General features: G+C 34.8%; 28 protein-coding genes. All 28 read left to right on the forward strand.

Features of this window, described 5'->3' with window-relative positions; translation table 11 throughout:
* On the forward strand, positions 1–462 hold a 462-nt coding region (locus RsY01_RS10390), incomplete at its 5' end, for a recombinase zinc ribbon domain-containing protein (RefSeq protein WP_238594979.1).
* Positions 447–2,024 (forward strand): recombinase family protein, encoded by a 1,578-nt coding sequence (locus tag RsY01_RS10395; RefSeq protein WP_094785464.1) that lies wholly within the window; start codon positions 447–449, stop codon positions 2,022–2,024. The genes RsY01_RS10390 and RsY01_RS10395, both read left to right, overlap by 16 nt.
* 669 nt (positions 2,025–2,693) lie before the next feature.
* Entirely contained in the window at positions 2,694–3,200 is a 507-nt protein-coding gene (locus tag RsY01_RS10400) for a hypothetical protein (protein ID WP_094785465.1), read from the forward strand.
* A gap of 19 nt (positions 3,201–3,219) precedes the next feature.
* Positions 3,220–3,540, forward strand: coding sequence for a hypothetical protein (locus RsY01_RS10405; protein ID WP_094785466.1), 321 nt, complete (start codon positions 3,220–3,222; stop codon positions 3,538–3,540).
* Positions 3,541–4,014: 474 nt separating this feature from the next.
* Positions 4,015–4,305, forward strand: coding sequence for a WXG100 family type VII secretion target (locus RsY01_RS10410; RefSeq protein ID WP_094785467.1), 291 nt, complete (start codon positions 4,015–4,017; stop codon positions 4,303–4,305).
* 43 nt (positions 4,306–4,348) lie between these two features.
* Positions 4,349–4,789 carry a type VII secretion protein EssA gene (essA, locus tag RsY01_RS10415; RefSeq protein WP_167373265.1) on the forward strand — a complete coding sequence of 147 codons (441 nt, stop codon included), beginning with the start codon at positions 4,349–4,351 and terminating at the stop codon, positions 4,787–4,789.
* Positions 4,782–5,033 (forward strand): EsaB/YukD family protein, encoded by a 252-nt coding sequence (locus RsY01_RS10420; protein WP_094785469.1) that lies wholly within the window; start codon positions 4,782–4,784, stop codon positions 5,031–5,033. The genes essA and RsY01_RS10420 overlap by 8 nt, the downstream gene beginning before the upstream one ends.
* Complete coding sequence (essB, locus tag RsY01_RS10425) at positions 5,033–6,148, forward strand: type VII secretion protein EssB (RefSeq protein ID WP_094785470.1); 1,116 nt, start codon at positions 5,033–5,035, stop codon at positions 6,146–6,148. Before RsY01_RS10420 ends, essB begins: the two co-directional genes overlap by 1 nt.
* A gap of 4 nt (positions 6,149–6,152) precedes the next feature.
* Positions 6,153–10,601, forward strand: coding sequence for a type VII secretion protein EssC (essC, locus tag RsY01_RS10430; RefSeq protein WP_238594980.1), 4,449 nt, complete (start codon positions 6,153–6,155; stop codon positions 10,599–10,601).
* A gap of 6 nt (positions 10,602–10,607) precedes the next feature.
* Positions 10,608–11,114 (forward strand): DUF4176 domain-containing protein, encoded by a 507-nt coding sequence (locus tag RsY01_RS10435; RefSeq protein ID WP_094785471.1) that lies wholly within the window; start codon positions 10,608–10,610, stop codon positions 11,112–11,114.
* A complete protein-coding gene (locus RsY01_RS10440; protein ID WP_094785472.1) occupies positions 11,098–11,379 on the forward strand; it encodes a hypothetical protein in 282 nt (93 codons plus the stop codon). Before RsY01_RS10435 ends, RsY01_RS10440 begins: the two co-directional genes overlap by 17 nt.
* A 1-nt stretch (position 11,380) precedes the next feature.
* Positions 11,381–11,734, forward strand: a complete 354-nt coding sequence (locus RsY01_RS10445) for a hypothetical protein (RefSeq protein WP_094785473.1) — start codon at positions 11,381–11,383, stop codon at positions 11,732–11,734.
* Positions 11,725–13,014, forward strand: a complete 1,290-nt coding sequence (locus RsY01_RS10450; RefSeq protein ID WP_094785474.1) for a T7SS effector LXG polymorphic toxin — start codon at positions 11,725–11,727, stop codon at positions 13,012–13,014. Before RsY01_RS10445 ends, RsY01_RS10450 begins: the two co-directional genes overlap by 10 nt.
* Positions 13,007–13,642, forward strand: a complete 636-nt coding sequence (locus RsY01_RS10455; protein ID WP_094785475.1) for a DUF443 domain-containing protein — start codon at positions 13,007–13,009, stop codon at positions 13,640–13,642. The genes RsY01_RS10450 and RsY01_RS10455 overlap by 8 nt, the downstream gene beginning before the upstream one ends.
* Before the next feature lie 12 nt (positions 13,643–13,654).
* Positions 13,655–14,104 carry a DUF443 domain-containing protein gene (locus RsY01_RS10460; RefSeq protein WP_094785476.1) on the forward strand — a complete coding sequence of 150 codons (450 nt, stop codon included), beginning with the start codon at positions 13,655–13,657 and terminating at the stop codon, positions 14,102–14,104.
* On the forward strand, positions 14,082–14,318 hold the full coding sequence (locus RsY01_RS10465; RefSeq protein ID WP_094785477.1) for a hypothetical protein: 237 nt from the start codon (positions 14,082–14,084) through the stop codon (positions 14,316–14,318). The genes RsY01_RS10460 and RsY01_RS10465 overlap by 23 nt, the downstream gene beginning before the upstream one ends.
* Positions 14,319–14,444: 126 nt before the next feature.
* On the forward strand, positions 14,445–14,759 hold the full coding sequence (locus RsY01_RS10470; protein ID WP_094785478.1) for a DUF4176 domain-containing protein: 315 nt from the start codon (positions 14,445–14,447) through the stop codon (positions 14,757–14,759).
* A 270-nt stretch (positions 14,760–15,029) separates the two neighbouring features.
* The gene (locus RsY01_RS11080) at positions 15,030–15,521 is read left to right on the forward strand and encodes a hypothetical protein (RefSeq protein ID WP_238594981.1); all 492 of its coding nucleotides are present in this window, start codon (positions 15,030–15,032) and stop codon (positions 15,519–15,521) included.
* A complete protein-coding gene (locus RsY01_RS10485) occupies positions 15,518–16,327 on the forward strand; it encodes a hypothetical protein (RefSeq protein ID WP_094785480.1) in 810 nt (269 codons plus the stop codon). The genes RsY01_RS11080 and RsY01_RS10485 overlap by 4 nt, the downstream gene beginning before the upstream one ends.
* On the forward strand, positions 16,324–16,599 hold the full coding sequence (locus RsY01_RS10490) for a DUF4176 domain-containing protein (RefSeq protein WP_094785481.1): 276 nt from the start codon (positions 16,324–16,326) through the stop codon (positions 16,597–16,599). Before RsY01_RS10485 ends, RsY01_RS10490 begins: the two co-directional genes overlap by 4 nt.
* A gap of 6 nt (positions 16,600–16,605) precedes the next feature.
* Positions 16,606–17,001: a hypothetical protein gene (locus tag RsY01_RS10495; protein ID WP_094785482.1), complete on the forward strand. Its 396-nt coding sequence runs from the start codon at positions 16,606–16,608 to the stop codon at positions 16,999–17,001.
* Positions 17,002–17,167: 166 nt separating this feature from the next.
* Entirely contained in the window at positions 17,168–17,860 is a 693-nt protein-coding gene (locus RsY01_RS10500) for a hypothetical protein (RefSeq protein WP_094785483.1), read from the forward strand.
* A gap of 2 nt (positions 17,861–17,862) precedes the next feature.
* Positions 17,863–18,183, forward strand: coding sequence for a DUF4176 domain-containing protein (locus RsY01_RS10505; RefSeq protein ID WP_094785484.1), 321 nt, complete (start codon positions 17,863–17,865; stop codon positions 18,181–18,183).
* Between the two features lie 220 nt (positions 18,184–18,403).
* A complete protein-coding gene (locus RsY01_RS10510; RefSeq protein ID WP_094785485.1) occupies positions 18,404–19,618 on the forward strand; it encodes a T7SS effector LXG polymorphic toxin in 1,215 nt (404 codons plus the stop codon).
* Positions 19,615–20,319 (forward strand): hypothetical protein, encoded by a 705-nt coding sequence (locus RsY01_RS10515; protein ID WP_094785486.1) that lies wholly within the window; start codon positions 19,615–19,617, stop codon positions 20,317–20,319. The genes RsY01_RS10510 and RsY01_RS10515 overlap by 4 nt, the downstream gene beginning before the upstream one ends.
* A 74-nt stretch (positions 20,320–20,393) precedes the next feature.
* Positions 20,394–21,104: a hypothetical protein gene (locus RsY01_RS10520; protein WP_094785487.1), complete on the forward strand. Its 711-nt coding sequence runs from the start codon at positions 20,394–20,396 to the stop codon at positions 21,102–21,104.
* Entirely contained in the window at positions 21,088–21,444 is a 357-nt protein-coding gene (locus RsY01_RS10525) for a DUF4176 domain-containing protein (RefSeq protein ID WP_167373266.1), read from the forward strand. Before RsY01_RS10520 ends, RsY01_RS10525 begins: the two co-directional genes overlap by 17 nt.
* Positions 21,445–21,484: 40 nt before the next feature.
* Positions 21,485–23,070 (forward strand): type VII secretion protein EsaA (esaA, locus tag RsY01_RS10530; protein ID WP_094785489.1); only part of this gene is annotated, 1,586 nt, incomplete at its 3' end.

The raw sequence follows: 23,070 nt of genomic DNA on the forward strand, positions 1-23,070 counted from the left end.
TATGTTTTCGATCCTATCTCAAAGCATAAGAGAAGGAATCATGGTGAGTTGGACCAATACTACATGACAGACTGTCATGATCCCATCATTAAACGAGAATTGTTTGAGAAGGTACAAATCGAATTGGTACGTAGGCAAGTACTTATTAATCCGAGGTATTGTTTCAGCAGTAAAATTAAGTGTCAAATCTGTGGCAAAAATTTTAGTAGAAGGAGCCACAAGAAAAATAGTCATAAAGCAACTTTATGGCAATGTACATCAAGAAAAAAATCAAAATTGGGATGCGAAAAAATAGAGCTTGATGAGGTTGAGTTGAAAAAAATTTGTGCAGAGATCTTAGCTTTACCAATATTTGATGAGACTACATTTGCGGAAGAGATAAAAAGTATACAGGTTCTTGATGATGAGCATCTATCATTTGAATTTTACGGAAGGGATAAAAAATTATGGCCAATCAGATAACAAAAATACCGGCTACTCGTCATCAGCATACTTCAAGGTCAATCACTCATCATAGAAAGAAAAAGGTCGCAGCTTACGCACGTGTTTCGACTGACAATGAAGACCAAGTAACAAGCTACGAAGCACAGATTGATTACTACACGACTTATATCAAAGGGCGTACAGATTGGGACTTTGCAGGGATGTACGCAGATGAGGGGATTACAGCTACCAATACGACAAAGCGGGTGAGCTTTAAACAGATGGTCACTGATGCCTTGGCAGGCAAAATTGATTTAATCGTAACTAAATCAGTTAGTCGATTTGCCAGAAATACAGTTGACAGTCTGACAACAGTTCGCCAATTGAAAGAAAAGGGGATTGAGATATATTTTGAGAAAGAGAATATCTGGACTTTTGATTCTAAAGGCGAGTTACTGATCACAATAATGAGTTCTTTGGCTCAGGAAGAAAGTCGTTCCATATCTGAGAACTGTACATGGGGACAAAGAAAACGATTCGCAGATGGCAAAGTAACTGTTCCATTTGGTCAATTTCTGGGCTACGACAGAGGCGAAGATGGCAATCTAGTTTTAAATAGAGCACAAGCTGTTATCATCAGAAAGATTTTCGGCTTATTTTTTAAAGGATTATCCTTGTATGGGATTGCGAAACAACTATCAAAAGAGGAAATTTTAACCCCGGGAGGCAAAGCCATATGGAATGCGAATACGGTTAGAAGAATTCTTACAAATGAAAAATACAAAGGGGATGCCTTACTTCAAAAATCATATACAGTTGATTTTTTGACCAAAAAGAAAAAAGTGAATGAAGGGGAAATTCCTCAATATTATGTTCAAGGCAATCATGAAGCGATTATTTCCTCCGAAGTGTTCAATGCAGTTCAAAGACAATTAGCAATTAGAAGAAAAGACAATGGCCATTATAGTAGTGCAGGTATGTTTTCAAGCAAATTGAAATGTGGAGATTGTGCTAGTTGGTATGGTTCTAAAGTTTGGCATTCAACAGACAAGTATCGTCGTGTCATCTGGCAATGTAATCACAAATTTTCTGGTAAGAAAAAGTGCCAAACGCCACATTTTGATGAAGCAGAAATTAAGCAGATATTTATCAATGCCGTCAACAAATTGTTTTCGGATAAGCGTGACATTATTGACAACTTCAATGTCATCAAGGCAGAATTATTTTCAACTGAAGAACTTGAAAAGAAAGAAAAAAAGCTAGAAGATGAGGCTATGGTAATTGGAGACATGATTCAAGAGGCGATTTCTGAAAATACAAGAGTTGCCTTGAATCAAGAAGACTATGAACGACAATATAATCATTTAGTTGAAAAATTTGAATTAGTAAGTATGAGACAGAATAAGATAAAAGAGGAACTGATTGAGAAAAAAGTTCACAAGAATCAGGTTGAAAAGTTTTTGAAGGAGCTTGAGAACTTAGATTTGATTACCAAGTTTGATGAAGATTTATGGTGTAGTTTACTTGAACATATCACGATTTACGATAAAGAAAAAATCATCATAACATTCAAGGATGGAACAGAAATAAAGGGGGATTGAATTTGAAGGAAGAAATCCTGAGAGTAAAAAATTAATTTTTTTTATAATATAACTAGTCAAGGCGAAAATAAAGTGGTACAATAAATTGGTAACGAGGTAGCAGAAAGACAAAAAGGTACTGAACATAAGGTTCAATACCCAAAATGTCAGAGTGCTACCCAATTTCACAGAGTATACCCAAATATACTTTGTATCAAAATAAAATCATTGTTAGAAATAATCATAGCGAAAATGATACAAAATTTTGAACTGAAAACCATATAAATAAAGGGGACTTCTCGTGATTGTGATTGAGGAGTCCTTTTGTTTTATGCTTTTTGTGTTGTGCAAGAATCAGAGTTAAGTAGTTTTTTCAAAAGGGGGAAACTATAACCCCCTTGGAAAAATTTAACCCCTCTTTAAAAAACGTAATCAATGAAAAACAACATTAAGTCGTATGGCTTGCTAATGTTCCAGATTTACTGTAATGTATGTGGTGTAACACGATGTTTTGGAAAGAAGGCGATTAGATGAAAATATAAATGAAAGCGCTTTATTTTTAAGCCGTAGTATGTCATGTACTTTGGTAGAAAATAGCGGACTTCCCAAACAGTGAGAGCGGTTTGCTCTTCGAAATCATTCCCACCAGCAAAAAGCAATTTAATTAGATGCTTATAAGAGGAGAAATATATGGATAAGAAAAAATTGGCGCTCATTTCAGTAGCGACTTTATTGTCGTTTGGTGTGACAGGATTTGTATCAGCTGACGAAACAGTTAGTGAACCAAATCAAACGCAACAGGTTTCAATTGAACAGAAGGAATACGATACCAGTAATATTGTGAGTGTGTTTTATGATGGTAAGGATACACACGTGACACTCACAAATGGTGAGAAGTGGACACTTGAGGATTATGAAGGAAAGCTTGGCGAGTTTGAGTTTTCATCTCAGATTTTACCTGTAAGAACTCGTGGGCTTCCAACAAGTTACTATTTTACGAGTTCATGGTCTGGATACGGAAATGGTGCGCCGTCTCGTGTCTATATAGACAAGACGCTACTGTTTTATTATGATGGGTATATTCAAGCAACGTTTAAAGGCTATATCGGGATAACTGGTGGCTATCATGGAGCGAACGGTGCTCAGACTGTAAATTATGGTGGTCATGTACCTAGAGTGGCAGCGAGTCCAGCATGACAATTGAAAGGTCTATACTATGAAGAATAAACGCAAAACAAAGGGCTGGTATATTTTAATTGCGACAATGTCGATTCTATTTATTGCCTGTGTCGTCATGCAAATGCGTCCAACAACAAGAGCATCCATAAGGCTTTATGGTGTTAAAGATATCAAAGTTCACAAACTTACAGATGATGGGCAAGTGAATGACTTTAAGGTTGCTAGGTTGGTATTGATGAACGGAGAGGTTATTAATAATCCGACAAAAGCAGATATTGTTGAGAGAAGGTTAGGAACTTATCGAACTGGAGAAGAGTTTTCTAGAATCACTGAGTTTGAAGAAGGAATGTTGAATTAAGAGTAACCAATTCAAAAAACCATACAAAAGGGTAACGAACGGTTAAATTACAGCTTATAGACGAACTCTCAATTAGCATTGAAGGTTCGTTTTTTGATACATCCGAATTTGTCGTTGAATAATATGAAAAGTTAAACAATATAGTCATAAGAAATAAGGAGTTGAAGGAACTAAAAAAATAAACTGTATAAGAGTGTATACTTGATGCATTATTATTTTTTAGAGATATAAATTTACGAGTTAATTTGTTTGTGATTTTTATTTATAACCACATTTTTTTTTTTTTTTAATCGAATTTTTAAAAATAAATATATAATTTTTTTGACAAAATATCTTGTAAATAAATATAGATTTTGGTATAATGAACTTAAATGAAAGTGTAAATAAAATTACTACTTTCTTTATAAAGAAAGTAGTTGTGTGATATCACACAACTACTAACCCTAAATAGCTAATGGAAATGAGGAAAATAACATGGCACAAATTAGTGTAACACCAGAAGAGCTAAAACAACAAGCACAAGTTTACATTCGTTCAAAAGAACAAATTGAACAAGCAATCCAACAAGTCAACCAAATGAATTCAACGATTGCAGAAGAATGGAAAGGTCAAGCCTTTCAAGCCTACCTTGAGCAGTACAATGAACTTTATCAAAACGTTAAGAAGTTCGAAGATTTATTAGAAAGCATCAATCAACAGCTAAACAAATATGCAGATACGGTCGCTGAGCGTGATGCACAAGATGCACAGAGCTTTGGTTTTTAAATATGGGCGCCTATCAAGGCGCTTTTTGTGTATTTGTACGCTAATGGTTGGTGTTTTTGCATTTTCTTTTCCGGCTGTAAAAGGAAGTGCAGATGGTAAGCTCAAGTTAAACACAGATGTCTTGACAAATAATGGGACTGGTGTCGGCGGAAGTGGTGAATTCCCTATCCGAGGTCAGTTATTTTCTGGCGAGCTGGAAGAACAGAATCAAAAACTTAAAGAAAGCCAAGCACAATTAGCGAAACAAAAACAAACGATAAAGTTTGAAGAAAAGAGCACGCATAGCCTCGATATGAAACCTGCGACAAAAAATTTATTTCAAGATTATCAGCCTCAGGTTATAACAGGGGTGGAAAATAGTAGCGAAAAAAATGAAATGAATTTTTATATGCTAGGTGGTATTGGTGGCATATTTTTAATGTTGTTAGGTATTCTAATTGGTAATAGATATGCAAAGAAAAAACGGAGAAGAAAACGTGTTTGAAATTACTTTAGTCATGCAAAACGATGAGATGGACATCGTTATTCCGAAGAAAGTGACCTTTGGTCGCTTACGTTCACTATTACGTTCGCTATTTTTGGAACATGGAAATGCCTTACCAGAAAATATCCTTTTAAAAATTCAAGGTAAAACAGTCCGTTTACAAGATTCAGATTGGTTAAGCGATTTTGGTATTGGAAATGGTGAAAAAATTGAAATTGTTATAGGAGAAGGTGGGGAATCGTAATGAGACTATTTAATGGAGCAGACACGCTTGAGGTTGAGAAACAAAAACAAAGCATTCTTGTCAACCTAGAAAAAACACAAGTAAAGTTATCAGAATTAGAAGAAATCAACCAGTACGCTGTTGCGGAACAAACAGATCAAGGTGTGCAATTACGCTATACCCTACAAGAGGGACTTTTATCGTTTTCTCAAGCATCTAATCAAACCAAAACACAATTAGAAAAATTAGAGTTGGCAAATTTGTTAAGACCACTTCAGGACATCAAGGGGGATTATCAGATTCCATTTATCCATCCTGAAAACCTCTATCTTGAAGGTGAGAAATTAACGATTATTCATTTTGGCTTAAAAGGGTTAGTTGCACCGAAAGTAGAAGATACAGCTTTATTTTTAAAAGATGTTAAAGCCCTAATTTTATCTATCTTTCAGTCAAAAGTAACGTATGAAAAATGCTTAGAAGGGTTACCAAGTTTGAAAGATTCTTTTTCAACACAAATCCTTGCTGCTGAGAACTTAGAAGAACTTTTTTCCTTCTTGAATACAGAATTAACAGTAGAAAAAGCGAAAATTAATCAATCAAAACGTCTTGTTTCAAAAAGTGGTTTTGCAGTTTATCGTGTACTTGGCGTGATTGCGCTAGTCTTTGCAATTATTATGACATTTTTTTGCTATCGCTATAAAACAAGTAGTGATAAATCTGATGCAATCGTGACAGCTCAAACGAGTTTCATTACGAATAATTATGCTAAAACACAAACGGATTTAGAAAAATACAAACCTGCAGATTTACCGAAATCTGCAAAATATATTCTAGCTGTTTCATCAGTGAATTTGGCTGATTTAACTAGCGCACAAAAACAAACGATTTTAAATACTTTGTCTATCAAAACAGACAACAATACCCTTAATTACTGGGTCAATATGGGTAGAGGGAACTTTGATGAAGCCTTGAATTTAGCACAAAACTTAGGAGATGATCAATTAACACTCCTTGCCTACACCGATCTGTATCAAGCCACAAAACTCAATACGACCATGGCAGGGGATAAGAAACAAAAACGCCTGCAGGAATATAGAAAGCAGATTGAGGATTTAACGAAAAAGTTAGGAAATTGATGATATGACACTATTTGAAACAAATGAGGAACAAAAGCAACATCATTTCTCATTAGATGAACGGTTAAATCCAGACGAAGTAGTATTTGTCATTTTTTTGCTCAATGAAAAATTAGACAAAATTACCTTGACAACTTCTCAACCTTTTTTCAATACAGAAAAGTACAAGTTTAGTATTGTCAACGATAGCGTTTTTATAAATGGTTCGAAAACTGGCATAGGTAAGCAGGCTGTAGCGGGACAGTTATTTTTCATTGTATCACGAGAAAACGCTGAAACAAGTTATTTTATTCGCAATGAAACGAAAGATTTTATTTTTGGTAAAAGTGAAAACAGTGGTATTCAGGTAACAGATGCTTCTCTTCTCATCCTTCATGCTCAGAATATGACGGTCAAACCACAAGGCGAAACAGTTTATCTTAATGATTGCTTAGTTGAGAAAACAACTATTGTCGCAATAGAAGATGGTATGACTGTTTTGACACCATCATTTTATTTAGAAAAATGTCAAGAACAATGGAAAGTGACGAGTTTTTCAGATGCTGTTATTTTTAATCGAGATAAGTTATTAAAAGTCCCAAAAAGTGATCTATATCCTAAAGATTTTCCAGACTATCGTAGAAGTCCTCGGTTAAATTTAGAAGTATCGAAACAAACTTTTAAACTTGATGCCCTAACAAAGGACAATTCTAAAGATAAAAACGGTCTGATGAAGATGTTATTACCACCTTTGGGAATGCTCGCCATGACAGGAGTTACAACGGTATTGAGCGGTCGTAATCCAGCGATGATGCTAGGTATGGGTGGCATGAGCCTGATGACTGCGGGAGTTACTGTTTCTCAATATGTCACAGATAAAAAAGAAAAGAGAATCGAAGAAGAAGAACAAGCAGCTGATTATCAAGTTTATTTATTAAACGAAGTGAATCAATTAGGGACAGCTTATGAAGCAGAAAAGAAGGTCTTGGCATACCAGCAGCCGACACCATTAGAGCTTACGGAAATGGTGGCTAACTATGATGCGAGGATTTATGAGCGTCAACGTCATAACAAAGATTTCTTAGAGGTTTCGATTGGCTTAAGTGATCGACCATCGAAACTTAAAGTTGAGATTGGGGCAGATGCTAAAGATTTAAGTGAAGATGCAGCGCATTTGCGAAATCTTCAAGAACGGTATACGACACAACGGGATGTTGCGACACCGATAACATTAACGGATGCGACGATTGGATTGGTTGGTACAGATGAGGTTTTGAAAGACACGGTTCAAGCCTTGTTATTTCAGACGGCGTTTTTCCATTCTTATCAAGATGTGAATTTCATCAGTTTGGTGTCAAAAGAAGCCTATAAGGAAACATGGAAACCATGGCGTTTACTCCCTCACTTTAAATTGAGTGAAGTGAATATGCGTGGGCTTGTCTATAACGAAAAACTACGTGATGTGGTGCTGAATGCTTTCTATCAACTCTTGATGAAACGTAAACAAGCAGTTAATGAGGCTGGAAAAGAGAAACCTCAATTTTCGCCGCATTATATTTTTACAATTCAAGATGATACTTACCTTGCGGGACATGGTATCAATGAACTTCTCGCTGAAGATATGAGCGAGTTAGGCGTTACAGTGATTTGGTGTAAAGAAAATACAAAATTGTTGCCTGAAACAGTAACGACCTTGATTGAATTACCCAATGAACAAAAAGGGCGACTCGTGAACGAAAACAGTGAATTTGTGGATGAAGCGTTCAAGCCTTATGTACTGCCTGAAAACTTGGAATATAGTGTGCGTAGGTTATCCAACTTAAATCATTTGGAAGTAGAGAAAAATGCCGTACCAGATAGCCTGTCACTTTTAGAACAATACGAAGTAAAGACTGTCGAAGAACTCGAAATTTCTCAACGTTGGCAAGCAGCACAGCCGAATAAATCAATTAAATCACTGATTGGCTGGCGTGGGAAATCAGACTATGCCTACTGGGATTTACACGAACGTGCGCATGGCCCACACGCATTGGTCGGTGGGACGACTGGTTCAGGGAAATCTGAGTTTTTAACCACTTATCTTATCGGTCTTGCGATTAACTTCTCGCCAGAAGATATTGGGATGTTAATTATCGACTGGAAGGGTGGCGGTATTGCCAATACCTTAGATAAATTGCCACACTTTATGGGAGCTATTACCAACCTTGATGGTGCAGGAACTGCACGAGCACTCGCAAGTATCAAAGCGGAGTTAGCTAAACGCCAACGAGAATTTGCCAAGTTTGGGGTCAATAATATCAATGGCTATATGTCGCTTTATAAGGAGCGCCTAACACCGAAAGAAGACGTCAACTATCCAACTAAACCCTTGCCACATTTGGTATTGGTTTCGGATGAATTCGCAGAATTGAAATCAAATGTCCCTGAATTCTTAGATGAATTAACATCAGTAGCACGTATTGGGCGTAGTTTAGGTGTTCACTTAATCTTAGCAACCCAAAAACCAAGTGGTGTCGTCAATGACCAAATCGAAGCCAATTCTAGATCCAAAATTGCCCTCAAAATGGCAGGGGTACAAGATTCAAACGAGTTACTGAAAACGCCTGATGCGGCACATATTACCAATCCAGGACGAGGGTATCTCAAGGTCGGGGAAAATGAAGTTTATGAACTATTCCAAAGTGGCTATGCGGGTGTCCCTTATGATCCAGAAGCTAGTCAAGACGAAGTGGTCGATGAACGCATCTATAAAATCAACGACCTTGGACAGTATGAATTACTTTATGATCCGGGCGAAGAGGTTAAACAAGGTAAAGATACAAGTGACCTACCCACTCAGTTAGAAAAGGTTATTTCAGAGATTGATAAAACCTTTGAACAAACAAAATATACCCTACCAGATAAACCATGGTTGCCGAATTTAGGAGAAAATATAGCGACACCACAAGTTAAAACTGGGGGCAAACGTCATCTCAAAGTGCCACTAGGTTTACTAGATATACCAAGTGATCAAACACAAGAGAACTATGATTTTGATTTTACCAAACATGGTAATACCGTTATCTTTGCGAGTAGTGGTTATGGTAAATCGACAGTTCTTCAAACGCTGGCTTTGAATTTGGCGAAAGCAAACACGCCGGAACAAGTCCAGATGAACCTACTGGACTTTGGAAACAATGGTTTATTGCCACTCAAAGACTTACCACACGTGGCTGATATTGTGACACTTGAGGAAGAAGAAAAACTTCAAAAAATGTTAGATGATATCGCAGAAACGCTTGCGATTCGTAAGAAACAGTTTAAGACCGCAGGTGTTGCGAGTCTTGAACAGTATGAGTCTAAGACAAAAGCATCTCTACCAATCCTTGTCAATATCTTGGATAATTATGATGGCTTAAGTCCAAATGACAAACGTAAGGAAAGTATTGATAGCCTACTTTTACAAGTCTTGCGTGATGGTGCTAGTCTTGGTGTGTATCTTGTCTTTACAGCCAGTCGAACCGGTGCGGTTCGCATGAACATGATGAGTGCGATTTCAACTAAAATGGCTTTATACCTCAATGAAGAAAGTGAGATCACAACCATTATGGGACGTGAGAAAGTCCTTCAAGAAGCCAAAGTCGGTCGCGGACAGGTTATGGTTGATGTGCCAAGAGCGATTCAATTTTACTTGCCAGTTGAGGGAGACAATAGTACGGAGATATTGGAAAATCTTGAGAAGGAAGTTTCGACCCTTGATGAAAACTGGACGGGTGTGAGACCTGCGAAGATTCCGATGGTTCCAGAACTTTTGACGACGACACAATTTAATACTGTAGTGGCTGAAAAAGAGGACAATAAATTCTATATTGGTCTAAATAAAGCAGACTCAGCAGTAGAGAATTTTGATTTGTTTACTGGTAATAGTATTGGGATTTTCTCGGCTAATAAAAAGCAACTCGGTTTGTTAGCTCCATTCTTAATTGAACAATTCTTTGAACAAACTGGTGAAGTTATCATCATTGATGCTTTGAAGGGCTTGGAAGACTTCTCAGGTAAAGCGAAACTTTATATTTCAAGGGATGATATTACCAACCATTTAACAGAGTTGAAGGAAACAATGGAGTCCTTGATGTCACAAAAAGACTCTGAAATGAAACAAATTATCATATTTAATGGCATTGCGGATATTTTAGAAAAGAATTTTTATCAACAAGCACAGTTCATATCATTAATAGAGCAGAATACCAGTCAACGACAACTGATTTTCATGGATTATCAGACAAAAGTTGGTGATAATTTCTCTATGCCAACAGTCACTGTGAAAGAGAATATCACTCAAATATTATTTGGTGGTGAGTTAAGCAGTCAACATTTTATAGAAAACTTATCTCTGGCAGTCAAAAACGAGTCGTATCAAAGAAATGTGTTACATTGTGTAAAAGATGAAGAATTGTATCATATTGTTGTGCCGATAATACAGGAGGAGGGGTAATCAAAGATGGCAGATGAACACGTGAAATTTCTAGGTCTAGGAACAGTCGTGGAAGTGGATGATATGGATGCTTTAAAAGATACGAAATATGTTGTGATGGCACGTGCGATTGGGCAAGATTCAAACGGAGAGACAATTCTTCGTTATATGCTTGCCCCACACCCTCATGGCGATGTACCTGACCAAAAAGATAATATTTTGAGAATTACAGCATCACAGATTAAGCAAGTCATTTATGAAGGTTATACTGACGAATTGGATGAGAAATTACTTGATGACTTAGAAAATACTATGAGAGGAGCTCTAGCACAAGTAAAATCGAAAGCTAAAGCAGAAACAAATGGGCAAAATAATTCGGATGAACCAGTGAAACAAACAGTCCCCCTTGTACAACAAGAAACAAAAAATGTCGTAGAAAATCAAGAGTTTAAAGAAAAAGAACTGTTAAAAAAAGATCCATTTTATAAATTTAGAAAGATGAAGGAGGAGAATGCAAATGGCAGGAGCGATTAAATCTGATACAGGGGTAGCCAATGATGCCGTATCTAAATATGGCAATTCAGGCAATGTCAGTTCCAAATCCAGTTCATTGGGAGAAAGTAACCTTTCAGGTATGAAAAATGCTGTGACAGTATCCAATAAAATCGTTGGAGATATGATTACACTACAATCTGGTATAAAAAAACAAGCAGAAAAATTTCCCAAACTTGCGGCTGCGATTGAACAACGTGATAAGCTAGATGCGACTTCTATGTTAAACAACACATGGGGGTGGTAGCATGAAAGATAAGAATGCAGAGAAACGCTATACCTATGATTTGAAAATCATGGAGAAGGAACGTGAAAGCGAAGAACTACACATTCAAGAACGTCAGCTGAAACAATCGCTTGAAAATTTTGAACAGGACATCACACGTAGTTTTCAGACGCTAACGGCAATCGAAGATGAACTAAATCGAAGAAATCATGGCAGTAGTGGTTTTAGTGAAACGGAACAAAAACGACGATACATTGCTCAAGTCATTTCAACTCAACAAGAAACACAGGACTTGCAGTTTAAGCGCCTCAATCAGAAACTAGAAGATGAGCGAGAGAATTTATTAAAAGAAAGGAATGATTTAGCATGGGACTAATTTACAATCCAAGTGAATCGGGCGAATTGGTATCGAATTTTCAAGCCAATATTTCTACTTGTGAACAAGTCATCGCTGATTTGAAAAAAGGAAATAATCACCTTGTTGGTGTGTTGAACAGCAAGCAATTAGGCGGAGCAGCTTTCGATGCTGGACTATCCATGTTTTCACAGCTGGTTATTCCAACAGTCTCCAAGGCAGATACGGCTATTCAAGACATCAAAACCAAACTGCAACAATTTTCGCAGTATACAGCCACGGCAGGTGGTGAAATTCTTGATGAAGATAAATTGAACCAACAACTTGAAGAGTTACGTCGTCAACAAGCGACCTTGACCTCTCAAATTAGAGTTTATCAGAATCAAGCAAGAATTAATGATGATCCGGATATGACAGCGATGTGTTACAGTTATGCGAGCGACCTCTCAAATTTTATGAATACAGTTCAAGATGATATTCGTAAAGTAGAGGAGAAATTGAAGAAACTTCATGAATTGGATATGAAGACTTCGACGTTATTTAGTGAATCACAAAATGAGATTCAGAATTTATCGACTGCTATATTGGCAATCAATAGTGTTAGTATTGATAGTTCAGGTAATTTTTCTATGAAGTGTAGTGAAAAAGACTTGGCAAAGATAAACAAATTCTTGTCTGATAAGGAGTCTAAGTCTAAAAGTAAGAAAAAATCTAATTCAAAGGGAAATGTTGTTTTGGATTATGGTAGTGATGCATTTCAAAATGGTGCCTTTGATTATATAGAAGAGAGTGCTAAAGGGATTAACACTTCAATGCCTAATTCAGCTAACTATATGAAAGGCTTTCAAAATGGTAGTATATACTGGGATGGTGCGGGTTACAGTAATGCGTTCTCCAATTCAATATTAAAAAAAGGTGTAAAAGCAGTAACAGCAAATGAGTATGGAATTGGTAAAGCTAAAATTTCAGGTCTTGGTGCTTTAGGTTTTGGACTAGATTATTATCAAAATTTATCTGATGGTGAAAGTGTTGGAACTGCTTTTGCACATTCGGCTACTACAACGGCAATTACCTCTGCTGTTGTTAGTGGTGTAGGAACAGTTGTTTTTGGAAGTGTTGCAGCAACTCCTTTTGGTTGGGCTCTTGGTGCTGGAATAGTGGTTGGGAGCATCACCAAGTTTGCATATGATAAAAACTTTCTTGGATTGCAAGACGGTGTTAAATCAGTTGGTAAGGCAATAGATTCAGGTTGGAAATCAATTAAGTCTGTATTTAATTTTGGGGGCAAAAAACATGCTTAATCTTTTTTATTCAAAAATTCCCCGATATCGTTTGGCTACAGATGGTCGTAAATATTATTTAATTGATTCGGATTCAGACCTATTTTCAAAATATATTATTTTTCCTGAAAAATTTTCACAAGCAGCTTATGAAATTAGTAAGGAATCTTATGAAGGATTATTGAAAAAAGTTAGTACCATAGGAAGTAATGGAATAGGTGTGATTAGCGTTTCAGCTAGTACGTTACCATATGCTAGTTTACTTTATCTATTTTTGAAAAGTGTTCCTGTAGGATTTTTAGAGGATAATTATGTTCTAACATTTTTGCTCACAGTTTTTATAGCTTTTATTTCTAACACAATAATAAATTCATTATTTAAGCTGAAAAGTATTGCTTTCTTAAAAACTTTAAATTCAGAAAAGAGGATGACTATAGCAAGGGTTGATATTTCAAGTAAACGAAAAATTTGGATAAATAATTTATTACAAATAGGTTTATTTGTATTATTGCCATTTGTAATTGCCTCTATAGAGCACCAGTTCTTAAGTTTTTTGATTTTATACTGTGGAATTATGGTTTTTTTAAATCAACATAGAATGTTTTTTGTTAGAGCCTCTCAATTGAGTATAGACTTCGTGATAACATAGAGGCTAAGAAACATGCTTAAATTTGAATATTCTAAAAATACTCGATATCTTTTAGGTAAAGATACTAATAAATATTATATAGTTGATACTGATTCAAATGGTATTTTGCGATTTTTTATCAATCCATCCAATTACTACAAGAACATCTATCCAATAACCTCGGTCGAATATGATAAACTTAAAAAAGAAAAAATTACTGCTAAAGATTTGGGCATTGGAGGGGTAACATTACTAATATCAGGATCATTTATTGGTGGTAGTCTATACAAGATGTTACAAGCTTTAAACATTAAAATTGATATAGATATTTTAGTGCTTAGCCTTACAATGTTTCCTCTGGTTTTCTTTTATCAAAAAATAAAGGATTATATTGCTTTAAAAAAACGTGATATATCTTTAAATAAAAAAGAGGCACTAATCGCTAAAGTCATCTTCATCAATGAAAAAAGTAGAAAAAAGTAGAAATAAGATAAAAAAAGGAAACATGGTGCTATTTGGTTTCATAGCTCTACTTGTTTTTATGATATACGATGTTTCTAGTAGAAGTGATGATATTGCTACTATTTTTATAGGCTTATTTGCGGCTATATTATTATTTTATAGACATCGATTATTTGCGATTGGTTTAACGGAAGGCCAAGATATTTTAGTTGAAATAGAGAAAAACACTGAGTAGTAACTAACTAGGAGTTATCCGAAATAGCATTAGTTTTAAATTGAAGAATAAATACGCTTAAAATCTAGTGATTTTGGAATTAAAAACATTCAAAAAAATAAAATTTTAAAAAATGGAGAAAAAATAATGAGTGATAATAACATTTTACCAATTGGAACAATCCTTTACTTAAAAGAGGGTACACAAAAATTAATGATTTTAAATCGAGGATCAGTGATAGAAATCAGTGGAGAAAGTGTATTATTTGACTACTCTGCTGCAATTTATCCTGTGGGATTAAATCCAGAACAAGTTCTTTATTTCAATAAAGAAGATATTGATGAAATTGTGTTCGAAGGATATAATGACGATGAAGAGAAACGGTTTGTACAACTTTATGAAGAATGGGAAAAGAACGAAGGATCAAAACTAAAAAAAGGGAATGTATCTGAAACTTCATGAGATTCAAAATTTATCTACTGCTATATTGGGAATCAATAGTGTTAATTTTGATAGTTCAGGGAATTTTTCTATGAAGTGCAGTAAGACAGACTTAGCAAAAATCAATAAATTCTTGTCTGTTAAAGAATCCAAACCTAAAAGTAAGAAAAAGAAAAAAATAATAAAAATATAGAAAAAGATTTAAACATATCAGATTTAGATGTAGGTTTCAAAGCTCATGCGGGAAAAGAAAGTAAAGGTGACAAAAGGAATGGTGTTTCCGTTACTGCTATGGAAATAGAAGGGGAAGCAGGTATTACAATAGGAGGGAAAACTAAGAAGAAAAAAGGTAAAGACAGAACGCTTTCTTCAGGAGTAGGAGCGGAGGCAAAAGTAGGAGTGACGGCTGCAGAGGCTGAAGGGCATGGACAAGTTGGATACGATAACACAAATGTACATGGAGCTGTTAGAGGAAGTAGCCATAGTGCTGAAGCACATGCAAATGCTGGAATTGGTGCATTTACCAATGAGAATGGGAAGCCAGAATTTGGTTTGCAGGCAGATGCGGGGGCTAGTGCATATGTAATAGAAGGAGAGGCAAAAGCAGGATTTACATTATTTGGAATTAAGGTAGATGTTTCTGGTAGTGCAGGCGTGGGAGTAGCTGCCGAAGCAAAAGCAGGGGTAACAACACAAAAAGCAGAGGCGAAATTTAAATTAGGACCATTTGGATTGGGGATATCAATAGATGCTAGTGGAATGTTCGGTGAGCTGTTTAAATGAATAAACAATTCAAATTAAAGCAATCGGGTGATTCAGAAAGTTTTAAAATTCTAAAATATGAGCCAAATTCTGATACGTGGGAGACAGCTTTTGATATTGAGCAAGATGCTACTAATCGTGCTTATAAGATAAAAAATAATGAACAAATTTTTGTCGTTTATGATAAATTTGAAAAAGTTTCAAAAACAGAAAGAATTTTGGGAAGAGATTTACAAAAAAGTGATAACAAAGTAGTTAGAAAGCGTATTCATAATTTTTTGAAAATAGCTTATTGGCAATCTTACTTTGAAAATAATGGTGAGATTTACAGTAAGGATTTGCTCTCTTCTGGCACAAAAGGTGTCATCTATCCTGTCAATAAAAATGGTGTTCCTATTGCTGTTTTCAGTCGTTCAACTATCAAGATAAATGGTCAGTTTCAACTTGAATTATCAGTAGCGGCTTGGGCTACTGATGAGGAGGTTAATCATATTCTTCTATTTTATATAGCAGAATATATTGCTACTCACAATTTATCTGATGTTGGTTTATTATCAGTAAATGTGAATGTTTCTTATGCGTTTAATAATAGAAAAATTTTAACTCAAGAACATCTGAATATGCTACCTCTGGAGAAAAGACCTACAAAATTTGAAGCTTTTAGTTGGTATTATGCTGGAATTGCGCTTATTTATCCATTATTTGCGATAAAGGTGATGAACCACACTTTAAAACCACTTCTTATTGCACTTGGTTGTATTGGTGCAATATATTTAATAATTCTAGGAATAGTAATTCTTACGAAGAATATAAAAGGATCAAAATGAAAAATAATAAAAATTGGTTATCAATCGGAACAACTGTATTACTGGAAGGTGCTACACAGCCCCTAATGATTGTCGGACGTTATCAGCTTGATGACGAAAACAATGTTTATGATTATGTAGGAGTATTAAATCCGCAAGGATTTGAAGATGCTAAATCTATGTATTTGTTTAATGAAAGAGCAATTTCTGAAATAATATTTAAAGCTTCTGCAACAGATTACGAAGAAGCATATTTAGATAAATTAAACGATTTTATTGAAGGAGAGAAATAAAAAGTTATGAAAAAAACTATTTTAATATTTATAACTTGTCTAGGTTTTCTATTATTTTTAACGGGTTGTAAAGGTTCAAAAAAGATTCAAGGAACATGGAAAGCACAGGATGCAGCGGCTACTAATGTTACAATCACTATTTCTAAAGATACTATTAAAATTGGTAAAGAAACTTATGATTACACGCAAAATGCTGTTGGTGTAAAGAATTCTTACCGTTATTATGGTCTAAAAATTAACAAGAAAATGTATTCACTTATCATTCCAGAAAAAAAGAACGATGTTGCTTTGTTACTTCAACCTGATTCAGAGGATAATTATCTTTTAGGGAGTTTGGTTTATGCTATGAATAAAAAATCTCAGCCAGATTATAAAGAATATGTGAATGAATATTTGAATTGAATTAAGGAGCAACTAAAGCAATGAAGCATAGACCAACTCTCACGGATAAACTGAATAACCACTATCGTAAACCGTTTAGAGATGGCGTTAATGCTATAGGAGATGGAATAAATAAGATAGGGAAAGTAGTTAGTAATCCATTAAAATCTCTAAAAGGAGCATTTGGATGGTAGACCCAAAGTACAATAGGTACCGTATAGAAAATTTAGAACGTATTAGTAGTAGATTTTATTTAATAAGGCTACATGGGAAAAGTTATGTTATTGACTTTTATGATGTAAAAAAAATAAAAAATTTTTTTCCATTCAGTACATTATATAATAATAGAGAAAATAAAACGTGGGGTATTTATGATATTACAAATCATGAAAAAGAATTTTCTTCCATGTCACTCACTTTAGGGAATTTAGTTCCAAAGTCCAATGTGATTTTTTCAGTACTTATATTATTTCCGCTTATATTAATGGTATTTTTACTACTGCCATTTTTTATAGCAGGGATATTAATTTTGATGTATATGGTATTTCTCGGTTATATTATTTTTCGAGAATTTGAGTCAAATAAAATTTTATTGAAACAGTTAAATAATTTTGCAAACTATCAATTGCTCCTTGTAGAGGAAAGAAGGAAAAGATTCTATATTATCGGAAGTAACACAATAGCGATAGGAATATCAATATTTTACGTAATGCTTATACTTATCAGTATTGATTCTAGCAAGTCAATTTTGCCAGTATTATGTTTTGGAATTTGGTTTGGAATTTTGCTGTCCAATACATTTGGAAGACTTATTTCTGGAGTAGAATATATTCCAGATGAAACTAAAAAATATAAAATTATAGAAAAAAAGGAGATTTAACTATGTTATCAATCGGAAGTATCGTTTATCTATCAGAAGGCAACCAAAAAATTATGGTTTTAAACCGTGGACCATTGGTTGAACAAGAAGGTCAAAAAGTATATTTTGACTATACCGGTGCACTTTATCCGCAAGGATTAGATCCTGAACAAGTATATTACTTTAATGATGAGGATATTGATGAAGTTATTTTCGAGGGATTTAAAGATGAAGAAGAAACTAGATTTATTAAACTCTATGAAAAATGGCTAGAAAAAGAAGGTTCGAAGATAAAAAAAGGAAATACAGGGTCATCAAAAGATAACCAAACTTTTGGTTTTTAATATACTTTGGAAATTATGGTTTAGGAACATGGGTCAGAGAAGATGAACTCAACCGAAGAAATCATAGTAGTAGTGGTTTTAGTGAAACGGAACAAAAACGACGATACCTTGCTCAAGTCATTTCAACTCAACAAGAAACACAAGATTTGCAGTTTAAGCGCCTTAATCAGAAACTAGAGGATGAGCGAGAGAATTTATTAAAAGAAAGGAATGATTTAGCATGGGACTAATTTATAATCCAAGTGAATCAGGCGAATTGGTATCGAATTTTCAAGCTAATCTTACGAGTTGTGAACAAGTCATCTCTGATTTGAAGAAAGGGAATAATCATCTTGTTGGTGTGTTGAACAGCAAGCAATTAGGCGGAGCAGCTTTCGATGCTGGACTAGCCATGTTTTCACAGCTGGTTATTCCTACAGTCAATAAAGTAGATATAAGCATTCAAGACATCAAAACTAAACTGCAACAATTTTCGCAGTATACAGCCGCGGCAGGTGGTGAAATTCTTGATGAAGACAAATTAAACCAACAACTTGAAGAGTTACGTCGTCAACAAGCGACCTTGACCTCTCAAATTAGAGTTTATCAGAATCAAGCAAGAATTAATGATGATCCGGATATGGTAGCGATGTGTTACAGTTATGCGAGTGACCTCTCAAATTTTATGAATACAGTTCAAGATGATATTCGTAAAGTAGAAGAGAAACTGAAAAAACTTCATGAGTTGGATATGAAGACCTCATCGTTATTTAGTGAATCACAAAATGAGATTCAGAATTTATCTACTGCAATATTGGCGGTCAATAGTGTTAGTTTCGATAGTTCAGGGAAATTAGTTATCAAAGGAAGTGGGAAGAACCTTAAACGAATTAAAGAGTTTATCAAAGATATTCATGATGCAACAAAAAATGAGGCATTAACTACTATTTTTGAAGAAACAATTCAAGAGGGGGTCAAGAAAAAAGCTAATGATGCAGCTAAAATAGCGGCAGAGAATGCTTGGAAAAATAGGTATGCAACGGGACTTGGGAATGGCAAAATAGTAGGTAGAGTCCCAGGTGCGACAGCGAAGGCTATGAAAGATGCCGAAGGATTGGCACTAAAATCAGGGGCTAACTTAGGTAAGTGTGTAACAGCAGGGGTTGCTGTAGTTGGTGGAGTTATGGATGGATTCTCAGATTACCAACAAGACAAAAATGTTGGTAAAGCAGTAACTCATGGTATGCTATCAACTGGGGCTGGAATTGCAATCGGAATATTCGTCCCAGGAATTGGTTGGGGAATTGCAGCAGGGGTTGTTGCGAGTATGGCAATTGACTGGGTATTTGATCAAAAACCAGTAAAGGAGTTCTTTAAAGATCCAGGAAAAACCGTTGGAAAAGCAATAAAGGGGGCTTCAAATTTTTTTAATTCGCTTGGAAAGGTTTTTGCGTGAAGAATAAAAATTTTATTCAAATAGATTGGTATGGTTTACCGAGTATTAGATATTTTTTAATAATCTTACCTGATGGAAAAAGAATAATTGTAGATCATTGGTATGGCTTAAATTTCTTATTCTGTATTCCGTTTTTTAAAAAAACACAAAAGTTCAATGTTTATGTTATTGATAAAAATGAAGATATTTCTAGTTGGGAGAATCTTTTAAAAAATCAACAAGAAATGATTAGTGACGGAGTAAAAATATCTTCTGGGATATTATTAGCAAGAATATTTGGAAGTGGTGTCATAGCTAGTCTATTTTGGGGAATGTTAAAATTAGTTGATACCCCCTTGACAGCTGTATTGGAATATCTTCATATACCATACTTTTTATTGATTTTATGTTTTAGTTTTTCTTTTTGGATAATGATAAATATTTTCAGTAAATATAATTTACAAAAGAAAATCAATTTAAATAATTTCAAAATAGAAAAAAAATTTATTCAATTAAAATTTAAAGATTGGTTAGCGTTTATAGCCAAAAATATAGTTACTTGGATTACGATATTCTTAGTCCTGATTTTAGGAAATACTCATAGTTCAGAGACAGTTATCATCTTAACTGCATTATTATGTTTAGTATTTTTTGTAAATGATGGGATCCCCAGAACAGCAGATTTATACATTAAATATACGGAGGAGAAAAATGAAAAATAATAAAAAATTATTACCAATAAAAAAATTGGCAAAGCAGTGTCAGGTTTCTTCGGTTCTGTTGGAAAGGCTTTGTCATGGTAAAAAAGAAATGGGAACATGTTAAATGGTTTGGATTGCCAAGCTTTAGGTATCTATTTCTTGTTTTACCTAATGGACAAAGGGTAATTATTGATCATTGGTGTAGCTTTCGATTATTACATTATATTCCTTTTGTTAGTAGATATGAGAAATTTGACGCTTATTTTATTCCGAGTAGCAGTGATATATCGGAATGGGAGCATTTTTTAGTTAGTGAATACGACATGGTTTGGGGAGCAGCAAAAGTTTCTGGAACTGTATTTTTATCAAAAATTCTAGGTGGTGGGGCAATCTCAGCTGGAATAATTGGATTGTTTGCTTTAATGGATAAGCCTATAGTTAATATACTTAAATTTTTGCATATTCCACCTTTTGTGTTTATTGTCTTCATTAGTTTTTTACTTTGGTGGGCTATAAACATTATTGCTAAAAAATCTATAAAAAAGAAAATCCCTATTGAACAGTTTGAATTTCGCAAGAAAGTAATTGGAATAAAATTTAAAGATTTCATGATGTCTATTACAAAAGTAGGATACGCAAGTTTTATAGTGTTTTTCTTAATTATCGTGGGAACAAGTTATAGTAATCCGATGATTACTGGTCTGATAGTGCTTACTTTTTTAGCCTTTTTTCTAAATGGTGGAATTTTAAGAACAGCGGATGTATATATTAAATATAAGGAGAAAGAAAATGAAAAAAGAGAATAGCTTATTACCAATTGGTAGCGTGGTTTATTTAAGAGAAGGGACAGTAAAAATGGTCATTATCGGACGTTCCAATCTTTTAACACCTCCAGAAAAAGAGACGGTTTTATTTGATTATTCAGCTGTTATATATCCCCTTGGTTATGTTGGGGAAAATGAAATTTATTTCTTTAATAAAGAAGATGTAGATAAAGTTGAATTTGAAGGTTACTCTGATAGTGAGAACGAACAGTTTATAAAAAATATGCTCAACTATCAAAAAAATCCAGAAAATTCATTTATTAAAGGAAATGTCGATGAATTTTTTGAACAAGAAAAAGAGAATGTAAATCCTGAAGAATAAAGTTTTGGATTTTAGTATGAATCAAGGAGCAACTAAAGCAATGAAGCATAAACCAACTCTCAATGATAAACTGAATAATCACTATCGTAAGATGATGCGTATTACAGGTATGTCTCTGTTTGTCGTGTTGTCTGCTTTGGTTGTTCTTCTAGTCTTTCTGAATCAAAAGCCGCAAACTAAAGTCAAAGCCAAAACACCGACAATCGCTTTAGTCAATGAAGATATTGCTTCAAGTTTTAATCATCAAGACTATAATTTCGGTAAAAGTTTCATTGACTTGGTTTCAAACGATAATCAATATAACTGGCAAGTTGTGTCAAGGTCAGTCGCTGACAAAGCGTATTCAGATGGCTCGGTTGATGCGGTCATCTATTTACCTCAGACCTTTTCAAAAGATTTGCTGACATTACAGGATATTGATCCGACCCAAGCAGACGTTGCCTATAAGATTCAACCACAAGCAGATGAATTATCCGAGAAGATACTTCAAGATAAAATTACGTCAGTCTTATACGATTTCAATCAAAATGTTGTCAAGATGTACTATTCAAGTGTCGCAGGCAATATCGCTGAAGCTGAAACTCAGATGAATGCGACCGTTGGTAAACAACAGAATTTAGTTGCTGGTTTATCTGCTCAAGTTCAAAATCCATTTAAGTCTAGTATGCCAAGCTATGCGAGCTTTATTTCTGGAACAAGCAGTTTGAAAGGCATCAACCAAGCCAATGTTGCCATGCAAAACAGCTTTACAGATAGTACGAAAAATCTGATGAAACAAACTGGCGAGAGTTTTTCAAACCAGTTGCCACAGATTACCGATTATTTCGATACCCAGAAGAAAATTGCAGGTATCAATGTAGACAATGCCAATAAAGGCATCACAAACCAAGCTGAAAGTGACCAAACCTTTTATTACAAACAATTTGAGGGTTTGCATACAGATATTGCCAATGGTTTAAATGAATTTTACCAAAAGGACACATCGGGGAATGAAACAGGACATTTAGCTGACTTGAAACAGAAGATCACAGACTATAATACCTTGATTGATGGTGTTAAAGGTGATATTTCAGACCAAATTACAACGCTGATTGATAAGCGAAATGATTTACTTGGACTTGAGGCAGATTTATATCATCAATTTTTGGCACAAAATCTAACGGTAACAAAAGATAATTTTGATAGTTTTGGCAACTTACAAACACTTTCAAATTCAAGAACCGCATTAGCTGCCAGACTTCAAACCTCTCTTGGTAGAGCTGATAATTTAACTGGTAGTGCTTATTTAACCCAACTCCAAAATCTGATTAGCAGTCTGTCTCTAACTGAATCTGATTATAAATTGGCTGATTTGGTGGCGAATGGTACGATTGATGATGCCACAAAAACGAGGTATGAACAAGAACTGCAGCTCATCCGTCAGTATGCGGCTGCTTTCAATTTAAGTGGTGGCACAGTGACATTAGGAGACGTTCCTACGGTAGATACGGTTAATCAAACATTAACACGAAATGTCAAGATTACAGTGCCAGCGGGAACAACGTACAACTCATCAAATTTTCCATCAGACGTGACAGTTACTGCGGTTACTTCAACGGGTATAACAGTCAATAGCGGTAACAGTGT

Source organism: Pseudolactococcus reticulitermitis, assembly GCF_002260845.1.
Classification (GTDB): Bacteria; Bacillota; Bacilli; order Lactobacillales; family Streptococcaceae; genus Pseudolactococcus; species Pseudolactococcus reticulitermitis.